General features: G+C 35.7%; 22 protein-coding genes. 19 read left to right on the forward strand and 3 right to left on the reverse strand.

The features are described 5' to 3' along the window. Window positions 1-10 precede the first annotated feature (10 nt). The 3 genes from C7958_RS10875 (at window position 11) to C7958_RS10885 (ending at window position 3,663) form a co-directional block, all read left to right on the forward strand. Window positions 11-634: an NUDIX hydrolase gene (locus C7958_RS10875; RefSeq protein WP_243834328.1), complete on the forward strand. Its 624-nt coding sequence runs from the start codon at window positions 11-13 to the stop codon at window positions 632-634. Between the two features lie 148 nt (window positions 635-782). Then, the gene (locus C7958_RS10880) at window positions 783-1,112 is read left to right on the forward strand and encodes an ArsR/SmtB family transcription factor (protein WP_111572704.1); all 330 of its coding nucleotides are present in this window, start codon (window positions 783-785) and stop codon (window positions 1,110-1,112) included. 43 nt (window positions 1,113-1,155) lie between these two features. After that, a complete protein-coding gene (locus C7958_RS10885; protein WP_111572705.1) occupies window positions 1,156-3,663 on the forward strand; it encodes a CoA-disulfide reductase in 2,508 nt (835 codons plus the stop codon). A 160-nt stretch (window positions 3,664-3,823) separates the two neighbouring features. Here C7958_RS10885 and C7958_RS10890 read toward each other — a convergent pair whose 3' ends face one another. Both C7958_RS10890 and C7958_RS10895 read right to left on the reverse strand, forming a co-directional pair. After that, a complete protein-coding gene (locus C7958_RS10890; RefSeq protein WP_111572706.1) occupies window positions 3,824-5,194 on the reverse strand; it encodes an MATE family efflux transporter in 1,371 nt (456 codons plus the stop codon). Between the two features lie 22 nt (window positions 5,195-5,216). Beyond that, window positions 5,217-6,146: an AEC family transporter gene (locus tag C7958_RS10895; RefSeq protein WP_111572707.1), complete on the reverse strand. Its 930-nt coding sequence runs from the start codon at window positions 6,144-6,146 to the stop codon at window positions 5,217-5,219. 211 nt (window positions 6,147-6,357) lie between these two features. On the opposite strand from C7958_RS10895, the gene rlmD reads away from it, so the two are divergent. The 8 genes from rlmD (at window position 6,358) to C7958_RS10935 (ending at window position 11,298) form a co-directional block, all read left to right on the forward strand. Continuing rightward, on the forward strand, window positions 6,358-7,710 hold the full coding sequence (gene rlmD, locus C7958_RS10900; protein WP_111572708.1) for a 23S rRNA (uracil(1939)-C(5))-methyltransferase RlmD: 1,353 nt from the start codon (window positions 6,358-6,360) through the stop codon (window positions 7,708-7,710). Window positions 7,711-7,891: 181 nt separating this feature from the next. Further along, window positions 7,892-8,089 carry a hypothetical protein gene (locus C7958_RS10905; protein ID WP_111572709.1) on the forward strand — a complete coding sequence of 66 codons (198 nt, stop codon included), beginning with the start codon at window positions 7,892-7,894 and terminating at the stop codon, window positions 8,087-8,089. A gap of 55 nt (window positions 8,090-8,144) precedes the next feature. Continuing rightward, window positions 8,145-8,306 (forward strand): DUF1328 domain-containing protein, encoded by a 162-nt coding sequence (locus tag C7958_RS10910; protein ID WP_111572710.1) that lies wholly within the window; start codon window positions 8,145-8,147, stop codon window positions 8,304-8,306. A 222-nt stretch (window positions 8,307-8,528) separates the two neighbouring features. Next, complete coding sequence (locus C7958_RS10915) at window positions 8,529-8,801, forward strand: hypothetical protein (RefSeq protein WP_111572711.1); 273 nt, start codon at window positions 8,529-8,531, stop codon at window positions 8,799-8,801. Window positions 8,802-8,839: 38 nt separating this feature from the next. Further along, window positions 8,840-9,082 carry an FmdB family zinc ribbon protein gene (locus C7958_RS10920; protein WP_111572712.1) on the forward strand — a complete coding sequence of 81 codons (243 nt, stop codon included), beginning with the start codon at window positions 8,840-8,842 and terminating at the stop codon, window positions 9,080-9,082. A 128-nt stretch (window positions 9,083-9,210) separates the two neighbouring features. Then, complete coding sequence (locus C7958_RS10925; protein WP_111572713.1) at window positions 9,211-10,353, forward strand: DUF362 domain-containing protein; 1,143 nt, start codon at window positions 9,211-9,213, stop codon at window positions 10,351-10,353. Window positions 10,354-10,369: 16 nt separating this feature from the next. Then, a complete protein-coding gene (locus C7958_RS10930) occupies window positions 10,370-10,864 on the forward strand; it encodes a YfcE family phosphodiesterase (protein WP_111572714.1) in 495 nt (164 codons plus the stop codon). Next, window positions 10,864-11,298: a YlbF family regulator gene (locus C7958_RS10935; protein WP_111572715.1), complete on the forward strand. Its 435-nt coding sequence runs from the start codon at window positions 10,864-10,866 to the stop codon at window positions 11,296-11,298. The genes C7958_RS10930 and C7958_RS10935 overlap by 1 nt, the downstream gene beginning before the upstream one ends. 83 nt (window positions 11,299-11,381) lie before the next feature. Here C7958_RS10935 and C7958_RS10940 read toward each other — a convergent pair whose 3' ends face one another. Beyond that, window positions 11,382-11,603: a NifU family protein gene (locus C7958_RS10940; protein WP_111572716.1), complete on the reverse strand. Its 222-nt coding sequence runs from the start codon at window positions 11,601-11,603 to the stop codon at window positions 11,382-11,384. Window positions 11,604-11,689: 86 nt separating this feature from the next. Here C7958_RS10940 and C7958_RS10945 point away from each other — a divergent pair, with 86 nt between their 5' ends. From C7958_RS10945 to C7958_RS10975, 8 genes are all read left to right on the forward strand, one after another. After that, window positions 11,690-15,046, forward strand: coding sequence for a DNA polymerase III subunit alpha (locus C7958_RS10945; protein ID WP_111572717.1), 3,357 nt, complete (start codon window positions 11,690-11,692; stop codon window positions 15,044-15,046). A gap of 136 nt (window positions 15,047-15,182) precedes the next feature. Further along, entirely contained in the window at window positions 15,183-15,404 is a 222-nt protein-coding gene (gene mtrB, locus C7958_RS10950; protein ID WP_108142719.1) for a trp RNA-binding attenuation protein MtrB, read from the forward strand. A gap of 54 nt (window positions 15,405-15,458) precedes the next feature. Further along, window positions 15,459-15,635, forward strand: a complete 177-nt coding sequence (locus tag C7958_RS15670) for a hypothetical protein (RefSeq protein WP_166668526.1) — start codon at window positions 15,459-15,461, stop codon at window positions 15,633-15,635. Window positions 15,636-15,649: 14 nt separating this feature from the next. Continuing rightward, window positions 15,650-16,648, forward strand: coding sequence for a 6-phosphofructokinase (gene pfkA / locus C7958_RS10955; RefSeq protein WP_111572718.1), 999 nt, complete (start codon window positions 15,650-15,652; stop codon window positions 16,646-16,648). A 21-nt stretch (window positions 16,649-16,669) separates the two neighbouring features. After that, window positions 16,670-18,424: a pyruvate kinase gene (gene pyk, locus C7958_RS10960; RefSeq protein WP_111572719.1), complete on the forward strand. Its 1,755-nt coding sequence runs from the start codon at window positions 16,670-16,672 to the stop codon at window positions 18,422-18,424. A 174-nt stretch (window positions 18,425-18,598) separates the two neighbouring features. Then, window positions 18,599-19,396 (forward strand): transporter substrate-binding domain-containing protein, encoded by a 798-nt coding sequence (locus C7958_RS10965; RefSeq protein WP_166668529.1) that lies wholly within the window; start codon window positions 18,599-18,601, stop codon window positions 19,394-19,396. 11 nt (window positions 19,397-19,407) lie between these two features. Next, window positions 19,408-20,052, forward strand: coding sequence for an amino acid ABC transporter permease (locus tag C7958_RS10970; protein ID WP_111572721.1), 645 nt, complete (start codon window positions 19,408-19,410; stop codon window positions 20,050-20,052). A gap of 9 nt (window positions 20,053-20,061) precedes the next feature. Continuing rightward, the gene (locus C7958_RS10975) at window positions 20,062-20,790 is read left to right on the forward strand and encodes an amino acid ABC transporter ATP-binding protein (protein WP_347877295.1); all 729 of its coding nucleotides are present in this window, start codon (window positions 20,062-20,064) and stop codon (window positions 20,788-20,790) included. Window positions 20,791-20,993 lie beyond the last annotated feature (203 nt).

Here is a 20,993-nt window from a genome sequence, read left to right on the forward strand (position 1 = left end):
ATTTTTGAGGGTGATTTTTTTGAAAATTAAAACTATAAAAGAAAAAATTCAGAACAGAATACCCGGGCCAACTAGAATTCAGCATTATTACTCAGTTTTAGTGCCTTTAATAGAAATAAATGGGGAAATTCATTTAATATATGAGCTGCGATCTCAAAATTTAAAAACCCAGCCGGGGGAAGTATCATTTCCGGGAGGTAGAATTGAACGGGGAGAAGAGTTTTCTCAGGCTGCAGTTAGGGAATGCAGTGAAGAACTTTTAATTCCTGAATCCAAAATTGAACTTTTAGGAGAGGCTGACTATTTAATAACTCCTTATAATTTTATAATTTACACTTTTGTCGGTAAAATTAATATTGATTCACTCGAGTCAATCAAGGTTAATAATTATGAAGTGGAAGAGATTTTTACAGTTCCTCTGAAATTTTTTCTTAACCATCAGGCTGAAAAATATGCAGCTGTTTTAAAAAGTGAATTCGATCAGGATTTTCCCTATCATCTTTTACCACAGGGAGAAAAGTTTAATCCCCGTCAGGGAGATTATCAAATCTATTTTTACCGCTATCAGGATAGGGTTATCTGGGGTATTACAGCAGAGATTACAAGGAGTTTTATTGAGATTATAAAGCACTAAAAGCTTATTTTAATTTAATCGATTGTAATAAAACCGCATAATTTTTATAAATGACTTTGTTAAGAAAATCCTTAAATAGCTTGACATTTTATTCACTATATCGTATTATTTAGATAAAGCAATACAAATTCAGAATGGAGGTAGAAAAATGCCTTTTTTTACAAGTGAGAAGGGAAAAGAAGTTTTAGAAAAGAATGAAGATGTTCTGGAAGCAGAAGCAAAATTATTAAAAGCACTGGCTCATCCTGTTAGACTGGTGATTGTTAAAGGGTTAATGGCTGAAGAGGGTTGTAATGTTTCAGAAATGCAGGAATGTTTAAATATTCCTCAGTCAACCTTATCTCAGCATTTAGCGAAATTAAGGGAGGCCAATATTTTGAATAGTAAAAGAAATGGACTGGAAAGAAATTATTATGTTGTTAATAAAACGATTAGGAAGATCGTAAATGTACTAAGTGATTTTGAAAAAAATAGATAAGTGCTAATCTGTTTTGTGTTGAAAAATATCTAGGAGGTATAAAATGTCGGATAAAGTAATAATAGTAGGTGGTGTTGCTGGAGGGGCAAGTACTGCAGCTCGCCTGCGAAGAATGGATGAAAATCTAGAAATTATTATGTTAGAAAAGGGAGAACATATTTCTTTTGCTAATTGTGGTTTACCATATCACATTGGTGAGGTAATTGAGGAAAGAGAAAAACTATTAGTTCAAACTCCGCAGTCAATGGAGGAAAGATTTAAAATTGATGTTAGAATTCAACATCAAGCTGTAAGAATTAACCGGGAAGAAAAGTCAGTTGAGATAAAAGATTTAAAAAGTGGGGAAATATATAAAGAAAATTATGATAAACTAGTTTTATCTCCGGGGGCAGAACCTATCAAGCCACCACTTCCTGGTCTGGATTTTCCAGAGGTTTTTACGCTGAGAAATATTCCAGATACAGATAAAATAAAGAATTTTGTAGATAACAAAAAGCCGGCAAGAGCTGTAGTGGTTGGAGGTGGCTTTATTGGCCTGGAAATGGCTGAAAATCTTCATGAAAGAGGAATCGAAGTGTCGGTGGTTGAAATGATGGATCAACTAATGGGTTCTCTAGATTATGAAATGGCTGCAATGCTGCATAACCATCTCAGAACTAAAGGTATTGATCTTCATTTAGGAGATGGCATTACTGCAGTAGAAGAAGCTGCTGGAAGAAAAATAGTAAAACTACAGAGCGGTAAAACTATAAAAACTGATATGATTATCTTATCAATAGGAGTTAGTCCCCGAACCGAGCTGGCAGAAGAAGCCGGACTGGAAATTGGAAGCAGTAAGGGGATCAAAGTAAACGAATATTTGCAGACATCAGATCCCAATATTTATGCGATTGGTGATGCAATTGAAGTGAAAGATTTAGTTACAGATCAGGCTGTTCGAATTCCTCTGGCTGGACCTGCAAATAAGCAGGGGAGAATAGCAGCAGATAATATCTGCGGCAGAAAAGAAAAATATAAAGCAACTCAGGGGACTTCCATTGCTAAAGCTTTTGATTTATCTATTGCTTCAACAGGGGTTTCCGAGAAAAAACTTCAGGATTTAAAATGGGATTATAAAGTTATTCATACCAATTCCAATAATCATGCTGGTTATTATCCGGGGGCAGTTCCAATGATGATTAAATTAATTTTTGCTCCTGATGGTGGTAAAGTGCTTGGAGCTCAAATAGTAGGTTATGATGGAGTTGATAAGAGAATCGATGTTCTGGCTGTGGCGGTCAGGCAGGAAATGAATGTTTTTGATCTGCAGGAGCTGGAACTTGCTTATGCACCTCCCTTTGGTTCAGCCAAAGACCCTGTAAATATGGCAGGATTTGCTGCTGGTAACCTTTTAAAAGGAATAGTCGAAGCCGCTTACTGGCAGGAGTTGGAGAATATCAACCCAGAGGAGACTGTTATTTTAGATGTTCGAGAAGAAGTTGAAACTCAATTAGGTAGTATTGAAGATTCAATTAATATTCCCCTAAATGATTTACGTGACAATCTGGATCAACTAGATCCTACAAAAGAATATATAGTTTATTGTGCAGTGGGATTAAGAGGTTATATAGGAGCCAGGATACTGCTGCAAAATGGTTTTGAAAAAGCCAGAAATTTAAGTGGAGGTTATAAACTATACAAGGCTGTTAAAGATGATCAGGAACAGGTTATTGAAGATCCAGCTGAAGCAAGTTATAACTCGGCTGAAAGTCCAGAAGAAGCTAAACTTGCTGGTAAAGATATGCTCAAGCACAGCAGGGGGAAATTAGTGGAACTTGATGCCTGTGGTCTGCAGTGTCCAGGGCCGATTATGCAGGTTTATAAGAAAATGGAAACAATGGAAGACGGAGATCTTCTGGAGGTTACAGCAACAGATCCTGGTTTTGTGCAGGACATCAAAGCCTGGGCTAAAAATACAGGCAATAAAGTTTTAAGCATTGATGAGGCTGCTGATAAAATTGAGGTTACACTAGCAAAAGGACAATTTGATAAACTCCAGCAGAAAAGTAATGAAATTAGTAATGAAAACTCTAAGCCAGTTCAAAAGGGTAAAACTATGGTGGTCTTTAGTGGTGAACTGGATAAGGCAATTGCATCATTTATTATCGCTAATGGAGCAGCCGCAATGGGTAATCAGGTAACTTTATTTTTCACCTTCTGGGGCTTAAATGTTTTAAGAAAAGATGGCCCGGTAAACGCAGATAAAAATATGATGGAAAAGATGTTTGCAAAAATGATGCCCCGGGGCAGTAAAAAACTCCCTCTTTCTAATATGAACATGATGGGAATTGGTCCCAAAATGATTAGAGGAATTATGGAGAAAAAAGGAGTTGATTCTCTGGAAGAATTGATTGAAAACGCTGTTGATAATGGAGTTAGACTTGTTGCCTGTCAGATGACAATGGATATGCTCGGCATTAAAAAAGAGGAATTAATTTCAGGCGTGGAAGTTGGAGGAGTTGCAACTTTCTTAGGTTCAGCTGATGAATCAAATATGAGTCTCTTTATTTAAATAGTGAATTTAATACTTAATATAGATTTGGAGCTTATTCTTAACTAAAAAAGAAAACTATTAAATTAAGACCCTGAGAAGGCGAAGTTTTTTAAAGCTTTCTCAGGGGTTTTTAATGTCAAAAATTATTTTTTAATCATATTGAGGATAGAGAATTATTTTAAGTTTTTTGTTTTGCTTCCATATTTATAAAAATTCGATTAAATTTATATCTAAGCCAGATTGAAGCCGGAAAAATACTGACTGCTTCTGAGATTGGAAAAGCAAACCAGAGATACTCCAGACCAAACCAATGCCCTAAAAAATACATTACCGGCAGCAGTACAACAATTTGTCGTAAAAAGGAGAAAACTAGACTGGGAAATCCATTACCCAGAGCCTGAAAAGTAGTTGAGATAATTATTGCAGGGCCGATAACAGGGAAAGCAATACTTATTTTTTTCAGGGCGTCTGTACCAATCTTAAGCAGCTCTGGATCACTATTAAACATTTTAATTAATAATTCGGGAACCGTCTGAAAAATAATAAAACCTGTAGTTGTAAAGATTACAGCAACTAAAAGAGCAGATTTAAAAGTCTTTTTCATCCTCTCAGGATTATTATGACCAAAATTATACCCCATAATCGGCATATATCCTTGATTGAGTCCAAAAACAGGCATAAAAATAAAAGACTGCAGCCGGAAATAAATACCGGCAGCTGCAATTGCTGTACTCCCAAAGCCGGCTAGAATTCTATTCATTCCTCCCAGCATGAAACTGGCCAGAAACTGCATAACCATTGCTGGAAAACCAACCACATAAATGTCTCTTATTATTTGAAAATCAAAAGAAAAATCTTTTAAAGAAATCTGAAGTTCATTTTTTCTGCTAAAAAGTAAGATATAAACTAAAAAGCTGCCGCTAATTATACGTGCAGCTACTGTTGCAATAGCTGCTCCAGCCACTCCCATTTCCGGAAAAATCCAGAGTCCATAAATCAAAAAGGGATCAAGGATAATATTCAAAATAGAGCCGATCAACATGGCTATCATGGGCGTAAATGTATTTCCCTCTCCGCGTAGTATATTATTACTAATCATCGGGAAAAACATAGCTATAGAACCAATTAAAATAATTTTTATGTATTCACTTCCCATTCTAATCAAATTAGCTTCGTTTGTAAATAATTGAAGAATCTGATCAGAAAAGAAAAAACCAAAAATAGCAACTATTATTCCATAAAACACAGAAAGCATAATACTGTGTTCCGCTGCATTAACAGCAGCATGTTCATTGTTTTCTCCCAGTCGCCTGGAAATTAATGAACTGGCTCCAACACCGGTCCCTACTCCAATACCGATTAAAATAATTTGAATCGGAAAAGCTAGAGACAGAGCTGAAAGAGCATCAGTACTGATTCTTCCTACATAAATACTGTCAACTACGTTATATAAAGCTTGAATTGCCATAGCAATAATTGAGGGAATCGAAAGCCTTATCAGCAGCGGAATTATTGATTCTGTGCCAAGTTTTTGGGAATTATTTTGCATTTTAACTGCCTCCAGTTATTTATTATTTAAAATATGTTGTTAAATACGAAATCAAAGGAATGCTGAGTGCTGCCATCAAAGTAGATAAAAATAGACTTTCAGCTGCAAAAACATAATTTCCTTCATATCTTTCTGCAAAAATTACTCCATTGGCAGCAGCTGGCATCGCTATTTGTAAAACCAAAATACTCCTAATCGGATCAGCAACATTTAAGTAGCTTAAAATCAGCAGGGAAGCTGCAGGTATTACTAATAATTTTAAAGTTGAATAAGCAATAATATTTAAATCCTTAAAAATACCGGATATTTTAATCTGGGCCAGCCCACTACCAATAACCAGCATGGAAAGCGGAAAAGTAGCTTCTGCCAGCATATCAACAGCTGTCATAATTGATGTGGGGAGCTTGATGCCTGTTAACATTAAAAATAAGCCAATAATAATTGCAATTACTCCATTATTAAAAATATCCCTTAAATTAATTTTTTTTCCTTCATTTCCACGTAAAAAAAGATTGGCCCCATAAGTCCATAAAAAGATATTAAAGACAACTACTCCAATTGAGCCAAAGAAAATTCCGTTTTCTGGAAATAAGACATCAATCACCGGCAGTCCCATATAACCAACATTACCAAAAATTAAGAAAAACTTCAGTACAATTTTTTTGTCTCTGGAAATTGGAAAAAGTTTAGAAATTAGAGAAGCAGCTGCTATTAAAATTAAATAAAAAGCAATCCAGTATAAAAATAAGTTCTTAAAATCCCCCAGCATTTTAGCTGTGATCTCAATTTGTAGGGATGAAATTAACATAGCGGGCAGGATTAAGTCCAGAAGCAGTTTAGAGATCGCTCCGGTTTCTTTTTTGTCCAGGTGTTCGCTGTGTCTGAGAAAATATCCGACAGCAATTAGTAAAAATAATGATATAATTTGGGTTATGACAATCTGAAAATTCAAAGCACTGCCTCCTTGTAAAATGTTTTAGTTGTCTCAAACATTATTGTTAATAAGTAAATTTAATTAAATTTGTTTCTAAATCATAAATATTCTATCAAATAATTCTACCATAGAAGCAATAGCCTGTAAAGTGTGTTTGCTATCCGGGAGTTTTTTGTGATAAACTTTTAGAAGGATAGATAGTAATTATAATTATTGAGGAGTGCACATTTTGAAAAAAAATGAAATTAAAACTTTTAAAATAGAAGATTTAGCCCACGGGGGAGATGGAGTGGCCAGAGCCGAAAATGGGAAGGCTGTTTTTATTGCTCTAACTTTACCTGGAGACCTTGTAAAGGCAAAAATTACTAAAATCAAAAAAGACTATGCTTTTGCTGAGTTGGTAGAAGTTATTGAATCCGGTGAAGGAAGGATCAAAGCTCCCTGCCCGGTTTATAATGAGTGTGGAGGCTGTCAACTTCAGCATATTAATTACCAAAAAGAATTAGAATTTAAACAGAACAATATTAAACAGCTAATTAATCGGATTGCAAAAATTGAAGACTTTAAATTAAGAGATGTGCTGGCTGCAGATGATGATTTTCGCTACCGCAATAAGGCACAGTTCCCACTGGATGTAGATGAGAATGATCAGATAACTGCTGGTTTTTATAAAAGGGGAAGTCATGACATTGTTCCCAATCAGGACTGTCTGATTCAGCATCCCTTAATCAACAGAATTTTAAGAATCACTCTGGAAGAATTAAATAAATTTCAGTTGAGTGTCTACAATGAGCATACACTACGGGGACTGCTGCGGCACCTGGTAATTAGAGTTGGAACCTGTACTAATCAGGCTTTACTGGTCATGGTTACAAATGGTGATGACTTTATTGATAAAAATTTAATTGCCAGAACTCTGATGCGTAAAATTCCGGAGTTAAAAGGAGTAGTCCAAAATATTAATACTAAGAATACAAATGTTATTTTTGGTAAAGAGGAGATTCTGCTGGCTGGTGAAAATAAAATAACTGAATATATTGGTAAGACAGCTTATTCAATTTCTGCCAGATCATTTTTTCAGGTTAATACCATGCAGGCCAAAAAGTTGTATGATACAGCAGCAAAATATCTTGGTGATGATGGTAATGCGAGAGTGATTGATGCTTTCTCCGGTACGGGTAGTATTGCTCTTTATCTGGCAGATCAGGCGGAAAAAATTTACGCAGTTGAATCTTTAAAATCTGCTGTGGAAGATGCCAGAGCTAATGCTGAATTAAATAAGATTAATAATGTAGAATTTGAGCAGGGACTGGTAGAAGATAAACTGCCGGAATTACTGAAAAATGATCAAATTGATACAATTATTTTTGATCCACCACGAAAAGGACTGGATGAAAAAACAATTAATTTGCTGCTGGAAAATAAGATTGAGAAAATAATCTATATTTCCTGCAATCCAGCTACTCTGGCAAGAGATCTTGGAAATTTAAAGGAAGCATATCAGTTAGTAGAAATCCAGCCAGTCGATCTTTTTCCGCAGACTTATCATCTAGAATCTGTTGCTTTTTTGAATAAAACTTAAAAATTGTGTTTGTTTTTACGGAATATATCAAATAAAAATGAAACAATATTAAATAGAAAATAAGTTTGGAATAAAATACGTTATTCAGTAAATTTTATTATTATCTTTAATTGATTTTGATTATTTATTTTTAAATTAATAAATAATAAATATTTCAACTACAATTAAGGAGGGTTAAATGATGGATAAAAATGATCTTAAATTGCAGTGGAAAGAATTGAAGGATAAGGTACAGAATCAATGGGATAAAATATCAGAACAGGATTTTAGTGAAATTAAAGGTGATAAAGATAAACTGATTGAAACAGTTCAGGAAAAGTACAATAAGACAAAAGAAAAGGCAAAAAAAGAAGTGGATAGCTGGCTGGATAACTTATAAGCTTAAAAAAGATAATTTTTAAATTGTTGTCTCAAATTCAAGTGAGGTGAAAAAAATGTTGCAATATGGCATAATCTTTCTGGTTATTGCTATTGTTGCGGGGCTATTTGGGTTTAGAGGGGTTGCTAATGCTTCGGCATCAATTGCTAAACTGATATTTGCTGTTTTTCTGATTTTGTTTATTCTGACCCTTATTTTTGGAAGGGGCTTTCTCTAGATATTAGTTTAATAACTGACTGTAATTTATTTATGTTATTTGAAAGCTAAATATAAAATTTTTTATCATTTATAACAGCTGGCATTTAAAAACCAGCTGTTATAAGTAGTTTGCACCAATTTATGATAAAAAGCTTGCCAAGACTGGTATTCTTATGATATATTATTATAAAGTTGGTCATTATTTTAAGAATCAAGTTACTCCATAATTGGGGGTTGAATTATGAATTTATTTCTATTAATTATATTTGTAATAGTTGGAATTGCAGGCTTAATTTATAATGTTGATTCGGGTGTTTTTATTGGCCTGGGTTTAATGCCCTGGCAGATTTTAAAAATTAAGATAAAGAGAAAATTTGTCTTAACCGCTATAATTATTTCTTCAGTAGCAGGATTAGGATATTTTATTTATCATTCTAAGTGGTTAATTGCTGCTTTATTTGTTTTTATCCAGCTTTATAATTACTGGGGTTATTTAAATATTGTTAACGAATAAAATTGAATTTGAAAACAGGATATGAAGGAGGAATAAAAATGCCGACATATTTATATGAATGCGAAAAATGTGGTAGATTTGAAGAATTTCAAAATATTAGTGAGGATGCTTTAGAGGAATGTCCGGAATGCAGTGGTGAGGTTAAGCGAATTATTGGCTCACCTGGGATTATTTTTAAAGGATCTAATTTTTATGTGAATCAGGAGAAAAAAAGCTCAACCACAAGTTCATCCAAAAGCTCAACCAATGCTAAAGAAAAAAAGAGTGAAAAAGTTTCTTAAAGTATTTTTTTGCTGGTGCGAGGCCAGTTTATATTTGAGCCATAAAATTACGCAAATAAGCCGGCCTTAGTGCCGGTTTTAATTTTTTTATCTATAATTTTGCTTTTGAAGACGAAAGAAGGTAAAAAATGACTATTGTAGCTGCTAAAAAATGTTATAGTTATCAGGCAGAAGAACTTTCTGAAAAGTTGGATTTTTTGCTGCAGGAGCTTGGGGGACTGAAAAAATTTATCAGGGCCGGTGATCAGGTAGTTTTTAAGACAAACCTTTTAATGGGGAAAGCACCAGAGGCAGCTGTAACCACCAATCCTGAATTTATAAGAGCTCTAGCCAGAAAGGTCAAAGAACTGGGGGCAGAGGTAATTATTGCTGATAGTCCGGGTGGACCGTTTAATAAAAAGCTGCTTAAAAGAGCCTATCAAAAATCAGGTCTTTATGAGATGGCTGCTGCAGAAGATCTAAAATTAAATTATAATACTGATTCTAAAAAACATGAATATCGAGCAGGGGAAATAAATAAATCTTTTCAGCTGGTCTCTTATTTAGAAGCTGCTGATTTAGTAATCAACTTACCAAAGTTAAAAACTCATGGTTTAACAATGTATACAGGTGCAGTTAAAAATCTTTTTGGCTGTATCCCGGGAGTTTTGAAAGCAGAATACCATCTGCGGATGCAGTCAGTTGATGATTTCTCGAGGATGTTAAATGATCTGGCTGGCCTGGTTGCTCCAGAATTAACAATTATGGATGCAGTTGTGGGCATGGAAGGAGAAGGTCCTTCGAATGGACAGCCGCGGAAGTTTAATTATTTACTGGCTTCTACTTCTCCCTATTATCTTGATTTAGCAGCTGTCAGACTAATGGGAATTACACCGGAGGAAAAAGTCCCTTCAATTAAGGCAGCACTGGCTGATCAGATTCTTAAAAAAGAAAAGTTAGAGCTCCGGGGAGATGAGATTAAGCCGTTAACTAATGTTGAGATTCCCAAAATAGAAAAGGAAAATAATCTGCTTGATGCAAAATTGCCTGATTTTTTATCAGATATTTTGGAAAAATTTTTGCGTCCCAAACCAGTTTTTAAAGAAGAAAATTGTGTGGGCTGTCGAACCTGTGCCGAAAACTGCCCGCCTGATGCAATTACAATGGTTGATGATTTTCCGGAAGTGGAGCTAGATGCATGTATTCGCTGTTTCTGCTGTCAGGAACTCTGTCCCTATGATGCAGTAGAAATAAAATATCCACTGCTGGCGAAGCTGCTTTTTTCAAATTAATGGAGGTTTAACAAAAATGAGAATAGGAGTTATTTCAGATACGCATTTGCCGAATGCTGGGCAGGACTTGCCTGAAGAACTGATTGCAGAATTAAGAAATGTTGATTTAATTATTCATGCTGGTGATCACTGTGAAGAAAGATATTTAAATAAATTAAAGTCGATTACGGAAGTTAAAACTGTTGCCGGCAACCGTGATAGTTATCCTTTACAGAAGAAATTAAAAGATAAATTGACTTTTGAAGCTGCCGGACAGAAAATATCGGTTATTCACGGCCATCAATTTAGGGGAAAAAACATTCTTCAGGGATTAAATTACACTTTTGTAGATAGTGATATTATTGTCTTTGGGCATACACATCGACCTTTTAATGAGCGTTTGAGTGATAAATTATTTTTTAATCCAGGTTCACCAACGGATAAAAGACTGGAAAAAAACTATACATTTGGTATAATAGAAATTGAAGAAGAAATAAAAGCTGAAATTAAAATTTTGAAGGAGGAATCTTAATGTCAGTACATGATACAGCAAGAAGACTGCAGAGAAAGTTAAAGAATTCTGATGAGTATCAAAAATATCAGCAGCTGCGCGAAAAAGTGATGAAAAAGGAAGGTTCTAAAAAGATGCTCCTGGATTATCAGAATTTAATGATGGAGATGCAGAGTAAGAGAATGTCAGGAGAAGAATTAAGTGAAGAAGATAAAGAAAGACTGCAGAACCTGCAGAATTTTATTGAGATTAATAATAATGTAAAGAAATATTTAGAGGCAGAATATGCTTTAAGCCAGACAATACAGGATATTCAAAAAATAATATTTTCGGATATTGAAGTTGGAATTCCAGAAGAAGAATTACAGCCTGAGAGTGAGCCTTCCGAAAAGTCGGAAACAGCTGATTCAGAAGATAGTAAAACTGCAGCTGAAGCGGAAGACAGCAAAAAATAAATTTAAAAAAGCATCCCCACCTGAGGATGCTTTTAAAATCTTTTTCTATTTAAATGTTGAAAACTCTAATTTGTTTAACGAAATTAAACAGATTGTACTTCCTGAATCCCGTCAACATTTTGTTTTAAAGTTCTTTCAATACCATTTTTTATGGTTAAGGTTGACATTGGACAACCACTGCAGGCTCCTAAAAGTTTTACTTTAACGACTCCATCTTCAGTAACTTCTACTAATTCAACATCTCCACCATCAGCCTGAAGACTTGGTCTGATTTTATCAATATATTTTTCTACTTCTTCTTTCATACTTGCACCTCCTAAATTAGCATTTGATTATATTATACAAAAAAACTCAAGATTTTACAAGCATAAATTTAAAAGGAATGATTTAAATGTCCGATTTTGTCCATCTTCATAATCATACTGCCTTTAGTCTCCTGGATGGGGCAATTAGAGTGGATTCCTTAATTAAAAAAACAAAAGAATATGAGATGCCGGCAGCTGCCATCACCGATCATGGAGTTCTCTATGGAATGATTGATTTTTATAGAAAAGCAAAAAAAGAAGGAATTAAACCGATTATCGGAGCCGAGCTTTATCTGTCGCCGGGCAGCCGTCTGGAAAAGAGCCGCAAGCGTTATCATTTAGTTCTGCTGGCCCAGAACAAGCAGGGATATCACAATTTGATTCAGCTGGTTTCTAAAGCCTGGCTGGAGGGTTTTTATTATAAACCCCGGGTTGATAAAGAACTGCTGGCCGAATACAGTCAGGGTCTAATTTGTTTATCTGCCTGTCTGCAGGGCGAAATTCCGCAGCTTTTAATTAATGGTAATTATGACCTGGCAAAAAAGGCTGCTTCTGATTACCAGGCTATTTTTGGTAAAGAGAATTTCTTTTTAGAACTGCAGGATCATAATCTGCAGCAGGAGAAAGAAGCAGCTCAGGGTTTACTCAGATTGAGTCGAGAAAATAATATTCCAGCTGTTGTTACAAATGACAGCCATTACCTGAACAAAGAAGATGCAGAACTGCAGGATATTTTACTGGCTCTGCAGACAGGAACCACTGTTGATGATGAAAATAGAATGACCTTTAGTGGAGAAGAATTTTATTATAAATCACCGGCTGAAATGAGAAAACTTTTTCCTGAACTTGATTCTGCCTATCAAAATACTGTCAGGATTGCGGATCGAGTTGAGTTGGATCTGGATTTTAATCATTTTTATCTGCCAGAATATCCTGATCTGGGAGAAGAGAAATCCCCGGAGGAACTACTTAAAAAGTTATGCTTTGAGGGTTTAAAGACAAAGGATATGGCTTTAAATCAGGAGGCTGTTGAGAGACTAAAATATGAGCTCAAGATTATTTTTGAGATGGGATATGCAGCCTATTTTTTAATTGTTTACGATTTCGTAAAATATGCGGAAGATAATGAAATTATGGTCGGCCCGGGCCGGGGTTCAGCTGCCGGGAGTTTAGTGGCTTATCTTTTAAATATTACTAAAGTTAATCCTTTAAAATATGGTTTGATTTTTGAGCGTTTTTTAAATCCAGAACGGGTAACAATGCCCGATATTGACATTGATTTTGATGAAAATCGAGATCAAATCATTGAATATGTAAAGCAGAGATATGGAACTGAACGGGTGGCTCAGATCGGAACTTTTGGAACCATGGCAGCTCGAGCAGCAGTTAGAGATGTCGGGAGGGTACTGGCTATCCCCTATGGTAAAGTTGATCGGGTGGCAAAGTTGATTTCCTCCCGTAAAGGTATAGAACAGTCAATGAAAGATCAAAGTAAACTGCAGGAGCTTTACCAGACTGATGGAGAAGTTAAAGAACTGCTTGATTATGCCAGAGGAGTCGAAGGGCTGCCGCGCCATATTTCGACTCATGCTGCTGGAGTTATCATTGGAGCGGAGCCGCTGGCCCAGATTGTTCCTCTGCAGAAACAGGACGAGAGTGTAATTACCCAGCTGCCGATGGGAGATCTGGAGGCTCTGGGGCTTTTAAAGATGGACTTTTTAGGTTTAAGAAATTTAACTGTAATTAAAAACACCCTAAAATTAATAGAAGAACATCGAGGTGAAGAGATTGATATTGATAATATTCCTCTTGCTGACCAGAAGGTATATCAATTTCTGGCTACAGGTAAGACAGCTGGTGTTTTTCAGATGGAGTCTTATTTATTTCAGTCTTTAAATAAAAAAATGAAACCGGAACGGTTTAATGATCTGATAGCAATGCTGGCTCTAGGGCGGCCGGGACCACTGGGCAGCAATATTGTAGATGATTTTATTGACATCAGACACGGTAAAAAGAAAGCAGAATATTTACATCCTAAATTAAAGCCCATTCTAGAAGAAACTTTTGGTATGATTTTATATCAGGAGCAGGTAATGGAGATTGCAAGTACTCTGGCCGGATACAGTATGGGCGAAGCTGACCTGCTGCGGCGGGGAATGGGTAAAAAGAAGTTAGAATTAGTAGCAGCTGAAAGAGAAAAATTTGTTGAGGGTGCAGTGGAGCGGGGAATTGAGGAAGAAACTGCTCAGGAAATTTTTGACCAGATGGAGTATTTTGCCGGTTATGGTTTTAATAAATCACATTCAACTGCTTATGCCTTTTTAGCTTATCAGACTGCCTACCTCAAATATCATTATCCAGCTGAATTTATGGCTGCCTTATTTTCTTCAGTGATGGGTAATCAGGATAAAATTGCAGATTATATTAAAGCCTCACGCGAAATTAATCTGGAGATTTTACCACCTGACATTAATCAAAGCTACCATGACTTTACTGCTGAGAATGAAAGACAGATTCGTTATGGGCTTAAGGCAATTAAAAATGTGGGTTCTGGTTCAATTAAGGCCTTAGTTAAGGCAAGGAAAGAAAAAGAATTTACTTCGTTGATTGATTTTTTAAAACGAGTTGATATTTCTGCAATTAATGTGCAGAGTCTGGAAGCCTTCATTAAGGCCGGTGCCTTCGATCAGATTGCTGTCAGCAGAGCTTCACTGCTCCTGAATTTTGAGGACTTATATAATAAGTATAATAACTTATCAAAACATCGAGCCCAGGGACAGCAGTCTTTTGCAGAGTTATTTGAAGATCAGAATGAGTTTTTAGAGGAGGATTTAAATTATACCGAGGTAGATGAATTAAAAACTGAAACGATACTGGAACAGGAAAAAGAATTTCTGGGGATTTATCTTTCGGCCCATCCTCTTGACCAATATCAGGCTAAGTTGGAGCACTTAAACACTTATTCTATTGGTAAAGTTCTCCAGCTTCCAGAAGGACAGAAGGTATTGACAGCAGCTTATCTGATAAATTATAAAGAACATATTACCAAACGCAATAATAAAATGGCTTTTTTAACAGTCAGTGACCGGGAAGAAAAAATTGAGGTAATAGTTTTTTCTGATCTATTTAAAAAAATAAACTTTGATTTGTTAGAAAATCGAGGTCTTTTAATTTACGGAGAAAAAAGTGATGAGCAGCTGATTGCAAAAAAAGTAATTTCTTTAAACGATAAATTATTGATAATTGATATTTCTGAGCTGCCTAAAAATAGAGTTGTTAAGTTAAAAAGATATCTGTTAAAAAAAGAAGGTAATGTCTCGGTTCTGTTGAAAAGGAATAATAGGTTGATAATAACTGCTACCAAGTACAATGTTAATATGAACCAGCAGACACAAAATGAATTAGCAAGAGCTCTAAAAAAATCAGAGTATAAATTTCTCTAAGCCTAAATATCCCATTTCTTTGACTAATGGTCGAAAAAATGGCGAGAATCTGCAAACTTTGTCTTAAAAATATCAAAAATTCTTGACAATGCTTTTTTGCTTATTATATTATTAAGTGGATAAAGGAGGAAAAACTATGGATGTTAATGCTGATTATATTTTAATTAAGGCTCTGGAAGATGGAGTTACAATTATTGGTTTAACCAGAGGTAAGGATACTAAATTTAATCATACAGAAAAATTGGATAAGGGAGAAATCCTGGCTGCTCAGTTTACCGAAAATGTTTCTGCAATGAAAATTAGAGGTAAAGCAGAGATAATGAGTAAACATGGTAAAGTTAATTCTGAAGGTAAATAATAGCTTTGTTTTCCGATATATTTAAAATATTGGAAAATTGAAAGGAGCTTATCAATGTGGCAGGTTGTATATATAGCTTCTTCGCAAGAGGAAGCTGATAATATTTTAAAAATTATGGAAAAAGAGGGCTTTATGGTTCAGATTGATGATGCTGGAGCTGGTAGTTATCAGATTAAGGTTCCGGCCATTGAAGCTGAAGAAGCCTATTCCTGTTTACATACAAATATTTAATTGGAGGTATAGAAATGAAAAAAATAGCAGTACTGACAAGTGGAGGAGATGCTCCAGGAATGAATCCTGCAATCAGATCTGTAGTTAGAACAGCAATTTATTATAATATGGAAGTAGTTGGAGTAAAACATGGATATAAAGGTTTAATTGAAAAAGATTTTTTCCCAATGCACAGGGGATCAGTTGCAGATATTGTGCAGCGTGGCGGAACAATTTTACTATCAGCCCGCTGTGAAGAATTTAAAACAAAAGAAGGCAGAAAAAAGGCTTATGCCAATATGAAAGAAGAAGGTATAGATGCGCTGGTTGTAATTGGTGGGGATGGATCCTTAAAAGGTGTACAGAAAATTAATGCTGAAAGTGATATTAAGGCAGTTGGGATTCCAGGCACTATCGATAATGATCTTTCCTGTACTGATTATACAATCGGTGTTGATACAGCCATGAATACAATCTTAGACGCAATCAATAAGATTAGAGATACTGCCACCTCTCATGAGAGAACCTTTGTAATTGAATGTATGGGGCGTGATTCTGGCTATTTAGCATTAATGACCGGTCTTGCTGGTGGAGCCGAATATATCTTAGTTCCAGAAATAGATTTTACACCACAGCAGGTGTGTGATAAAATTACACAAGGATTTAAGAGGGGTAAGCTACATAGCCTTATTTTGATTGCCGAGGGGGTAAAAGCTCCATTTGCTGATTTAAGTGAATATAATGGTAGTCCGGGAATGGCTATGGGAGATTTAATCAGAGAAAAAACCGGCATGGAAACCAGAGTGACTGTTTTGGGTCACCTGCAGCGTGGGGGAAGTCCTACAGCAACCGATAGAATAGTTGCCAGCCGCATGGGGGCCAAAGCTATTGACCTCTTATTAGAGGGTAAAAGAGATAAAATGGTTACTTATAAAGATAATTCAATTGGCTGCTGTGCAGTTGCAGATGCAATTGAAAAGACTGAAACAATTAATATGGACATTTATAAATTAGCAAATATTTTATCAATGTAAGTTAATTATTGGGAGGTTAATATGAGAAAAACGAAGATAGTATGTACTTTAGGACCAGCTACAAATGATAAAGAAATTATCAAAGAAGTTGTAGAGGCAGGGATGGATGTTGCCCGCATGAATTTCTCTCATGGAGATCATGCTGAACATAAACAGAGAATGGATATGGTTAAAGCAGCCGAGAAAGAAACAGGTAAAACTGTAGGTATAATGCTTGATACCAAAGGTCCGGAAATAAGAACTGGAGAAATGAAAGGTGACAAGATTCAGTTAGAAGCAGAGACTGAGCTTGTAATTACTAAAGAAGATGTGGAAGGAACAACAGAAATGATTTCTGTATCCTATAAAGATTTAGCTCAGGATATGGAAGCAGGAAATAAAATCTTAATTGATGATGGTTTAATTGAGCTTGAAGTTACAGCAATTGATGGTGAAGATGTAGTTACCAGAGTGGTCAATGGGGGAGAGCTTGGTTCTCGTAAGGGTGTTAACTTACCAGGTGTTAAGGTAAGCTTACCAGCTTTAACCGAAAAAGATATTTCTGATATCCGCTTTGGTGTAGAACAGGGAATTCACTTCATTGCAGCTTCTTTTGTTCGTAAAGCCAATGATGTTATTGAAATCCGCAAAATTTTAGAAGAAAGTGGAAATGAAGATATTTTTATTATTGCTAAAATAGAAAACCAGGAAGGTGTAGAAAACCTGGATGCTATCCTAGAAGTAGCAGATGGAATCATGGTTGCCCGTGGTGACCTGGGAGTAGAAATTCCTGCAGAAAAGGTACCAATTGTCCAGAAAATAATGATTAGAAAATGTAATGAAGCTTCAAAACCAGTAATTACTGCAACTCAGATGCTTGATTCTATGATCAGAAATCCTCGCCCAACTAGAGCTGAGGCTTCTGATGTTGCCAATGCGATTTATGATGGAACAGATGCCACAATGTTATCTGGAGAATCTGCAGCTGGTAAATATCCTGTTGAATCAGTAAAAACTATGGCTCAGATTGCTAAAGAGGTCGAGAATTCTGAAAGCTATAAAGAAAAGTTTGCCGGTAAATATGAATTTGCAGCTGATTCTGTTACTACTGCAATTTCACTTGCTACCTGTCAGACTGCTGAAGAACTTGGTGCAGAAGCAGTTATTACATCAACAGGTTCTGGTCTAACAGCACGTACAGTTTCTAAATATAGACCACAGACACCGATTATTGCTGTTACTCCAAATAAGAGAGTCCTACATCAGCTGGCAATGACCTGGGGAGTTTCTCCATTACTTGCTGCCAGAAGTTCTACAACTGATGAAATGATGGATAATGCTATTTCTACAGCTCTAGAACACAAGTTGATTGATGAAGGAGATCTGGTAACAATTACTGCTGGTACTCCGGTCGGTATTTCTGGTACAACTAACTTAATCAAGGTAGATGTTGTTGGTAAACCAGTTGCTGATGGTCAGGGAATTGGTAAGAGTATAGCAGTTGGTAAAGCTAAGCTTGTTAAAACTGCAGAAGAAGCAATGGCCAAGATTGAAGAAGGAGACATTATGATTGCTCCGATGACTGATCGTGACTTTGTACCTGCAATGAAAAAAGCAGCTGCAGTTGTTACCTTCAGTGGTGGTCTAACTTCACATCCAGCAATTGTTGGCCTTAACATCGGTATTCCTGTGGTAGTTAATACAGGTGATATCAGTGATGACTTTAAAGATGGAGAAGTAATCACTGTCGATGGTGTTAGAGGTTTAGTTTATAGAGGTAAGGCACATCTTAAATAAATCAAAGTAAAATTATATAAAATCAAGGGAGGGCGAATTTTAATTCGTCCTCTTATTTTTGTAATCTTTCTATAGTTAAAAATAAATTCTAGTTTATTTATATTTTTTCACCTTATCACTTTACAACGATAAAGTAATAAAGTATAATAGTATAAAAGAAATCGAGGGGGAAAAATAGTGAAAAAAAATTTATTAAATATTTTTGTAGTAGTGGTTTTAGCAGTAGTATTAATTGGTGGTAATGTAATGGCTCAGGATTCACTGGCTCAAATCAAGGAAAAAGGTACAATGGTCGTTGGACTTGATGACAGTTTTCCACCAATGGGTTTTAGAGATGAAAGTGGAGAAATTGTTGGATTTGATATAGATTTAGCGAAAGAAGCAGCTAAAAGAATCGGTGTTGAGGTGGAATTTAAGGCTGTTGACTGGGATGGAGTTATTTTAAGTCTTAAAAATGGTATGATAGATGTAATCTGGAATGGTTTAACAATTACTCCCGCAAGAGAAGAGAGTATTGATTTTACTCAACCTTATCTTGAAAACTCCCAGAGTATTGTAGTTCAGGCAGACAGTGATATTGAAACTAAGGAAGATCTGGCTGGTAAAGTTGTAGGAATTCAGCTTGGAAGTAGTGCGGTTAGTGCTGTAGAATCTGAGCCAGAAGTACTGGAAACTTTTGCAGAATTACGTCAGTTTTCAAATAATACAGAAGCCTTAATGGATTTACAGACTGGAAGAGTTCAGGCAGTTGTTTTAGATGTAATAGTTGGCCGTTATTATATGAGCCAGCGCCCCGGACAGTTTAAGGTTCTCGAAGAAGATTTCGGCGGAGAACAGTATGGGGTAGGAGTTCGTGATGATGCTGATTCATTTAGAGAAGCGCTGAATGAAGCATTAGATGAAATGATAGAAGATGGAACAGCAGCTGAGATTTCAGAAAAATGGTTCGGAGAAGATATTGTGCTTAAGTAGGAGGCATTTATTTGTTTGATTATATAATAAACGTATCAGGATATATACTGGAAGGTAGTTTAATTACCTTCCAGCTTTATTTGGTCACAGCTATCTTTTCTGTAATTTTAGGTATAGCAGGAGCTCTGGGTAAGATTTCCAAAATACCACTTCTGAAATCAATTTTATCTTTTTATACCTGGGTCTTTAGGGGAACTCCGCTTTTATTACAGCTGTTTTTTGCCTATTATGGACTGCCGGTTCTTGGTATAACATTAGAGCCTTTCCCGGCTGCAGCTTTGACCTTTATTGTTAATTATGGAGCCTATTTTACCGAAATTTTCAGAGGTGGAATTGAATCTATTAATGAAGGTCAGTATGAGGCAGCAAAAGTTCTGGGAATGAATTACAGGCAGACAATGAGCAGGATTATAATTCCGCAGACTGTAAAAAGAGTTTTACCTGCTACCAGTAATGAAGCAATAAATCTGGTTAAAGATAGTGCTCTAGTAGCTGTGATTGGACTGGGTGATTTATTACGCGCAGCCAAGGTTGCTGTAACAAGAGATTTTTCCATAATTCCTTTTATAATAGCTGCAGTTTTTTATTTAGTCATCAGCTCAGTTATTGTTACAGTTTTCCGCAAATTAGAAGAAAAATATTCTGTTTACGAATAGGTGATAATTTTGGAAATGATAAAAGCAAAAAACATTTATAAAAGCTTTGGTGAGCTGGAGGTGCTGGCTGGTGTCTCTTTTGAAGTAGAACAGGGAGAAGCAATTTCGATAATTGGTCCTTCTGGCTCCGGTAAAAGTACACTCCTGCGTTCACTGATTGGCCTGGAAGAAATTAATTCAGGTGAATTATATGTAGAAGGGATTTCAGTCAGGGAATCCGGCAAAAAAGCTTATGAAAAAATGGGGATGGTTTTTCAGGGTTTTAATCTTTTTCCCCACAAAACTGTGATGGGAAATTTAATTGAAGCTCCGATAGTTGTCAAAGGTATCAAAAAATCTGCTGCTAAAGAAAAAGCAGCAGCCTTATTAAAAAAAGTTGGGCTTTCTGATAAAAAAGATAGTTTTCCGGCCCAATTATCCGGAGGACAGAAACAGAGAGTTGCTATTGCCAGAGCTCTGGCAATGGAACCTGATATTATGCTCTTTGATGAGCCTACTTCCTCTCTAGATCCCGAGCTGGTTGGAGAAGTGCTGACTGTAATCAGAGATTTAGCTGAGGAAAATATCACCATGTTAATTGTAACTCATGAGATGGGTTTTGCCAGAGATGTCTCTGATCGGGTGTTTTTTATGGATTATGGTCAAATTATTAGTGACACGGTTCCCGAAAAAATATTTGTCAATCCGGAATCCGAAAGAATACAAAATTTCTTAACTAAAATATTAAGTCAAAATTAAGGCTCCCGTCAGGGAGCTTTTTCGATTTAAAGTAAATTATTTAAATCTAATTTGCTTTTAGGCTAGAGTCCTGTTAAAATGTTTACAGATAATTAATTGAATATTAATGCTTAATTGTATAATGAACTTGAACTAATTAAAAATTTAATAAAAAAATGCCCATAGTGGCCCAAACTGTAATATAATTGAATTACCACAAACAA

Origin of the sequence: Halanaerobium saccharolyticum, assembly GCF_003259895.1 — a bacterium.
GTDB lineage: Bacteria > Bacillota > Halanaerobiia > Halanaerobiales > Halanaerobiaceae > Halanaerobium > Halanaerobium saccharolyticum_A.

What these genes read in the sequence shown, in the direction of transcription:
- pyk (WP_111572719.1), top strand. Translation starts at nt 16,670, where the DNA reads ATGAGAAAAACGAAGATAGTATGTACTTTAGGACCAGCTACAAATGAT.
- mtrB (WP_108142719.1), top strand. Translation starts at nt 15,183, where the DNA reads ATGGATGTTAATGCTGATTATATTTTAATTAAGGCTCTGGAAGATGGA.
- C7958_RS10945 (WP_111572717.1), top strand. Translation starts at nt 11,690, where the DNA reads ATGTCCGATTTTGTCCATCTTCATAATCATACTGCCTTTAGTCTCCTG.
- C7958_RS10935 (WP_111572715.1), top strand. Translation starts at nt 10,864, where the DNA reads ATGTCAGTACATGATACAGCAAGAAGACTGCAGAGAAAGTTAAAGAAT.
- C7958_RS10910 (WP_111572710.1), top strand. Translation starts at nt 8,145, where the DNA reads ATGTTGCAATATGGCATAATCTTTCTGGTTATTGCTATTGTTGCGGGG.
- C7958_RS10930 (WP_111572714.1), top strand. Translation starts at nt 10,370, where the DNA reads ATGAGAATAGGAGTTATTTCAGATACGCATTTGCCGAATGCTGGGCAG.
- C7958_RS10885 (WP_111572705.1), top strand. Translation starts at nt 1,156, where the DNA reads ATGTCGGATAAAGTAATAATAGTAGGTGGTGTTGCTGGAGGGGCAAGT.
- C7958_RS10880 (WP_111572704.1), top strand. Translation starts at nt 783, where the DNA reads ATGCCTTTTTTTACAAGTGAGAAGGGAAAAGAAGTTTTAGAAAAGAAT.
- C7958_RS15670 (WP_166668526.1), top strand. Translation starts at nt 15,459, where the DNA reads ATGTGGCAGGTTGTATATATAGCTTCTTCGCAAGAGGAAGCTGATAAT.
- pfkA (WP_111572718.1), top strand. Translation starts at nt 15,650, where the DNA reads ATGAAAAAAATAGCAGTACTGACAAGTGGAGGAGATGCTCCAGGAATG.
- C7958_RS10920 (WP_111572712.1), top strand. Translation starts at nt 8,840, where the DNA reads ATGCCGACATATTTATATGAATGCGAAAAATGTGGTAGATTTGAAGAA.
- C7958_RS10925 (WP_111572713.1), top strand. Translation starts at nt 9,211, where the DNA reads ATGACTATTGTAGCTGCTAAAAAATGTTATAGTTATCAGGCAGAAGAA.
- C7958_RS10915 (WP_111572711.1), top strand. Translation starts at nt 8,529, where the DNA reads ATGAATTTATTTCTATTAATTATATTTGTAATAGTTGGAATTGCAGGC.
- C7958_RS10940 (WP_111572716.1), bottom strand. Translation starts at nt 11,603, where the DNA reads ATGAAAGAAGAAGTAGAAAAATATATTGATAAAATCAGACCAAGTCTT.
- C7958_RS10890 (WP_111572706.1), bottom strand. Translation starts at nt 5,194, where the DNA reads ATGCAAAATAATTCCCAAAAACTTGGCACAGAATCAATAATTCCGCTG.
- C7958_RS10905 (WP_111572709.1), top strand. Translation starts at nt 7,892, where the DNA reads ATGGATAAAAATGATCTTAAATTGCAGTGGAAAGAATTGAAGGATAAG.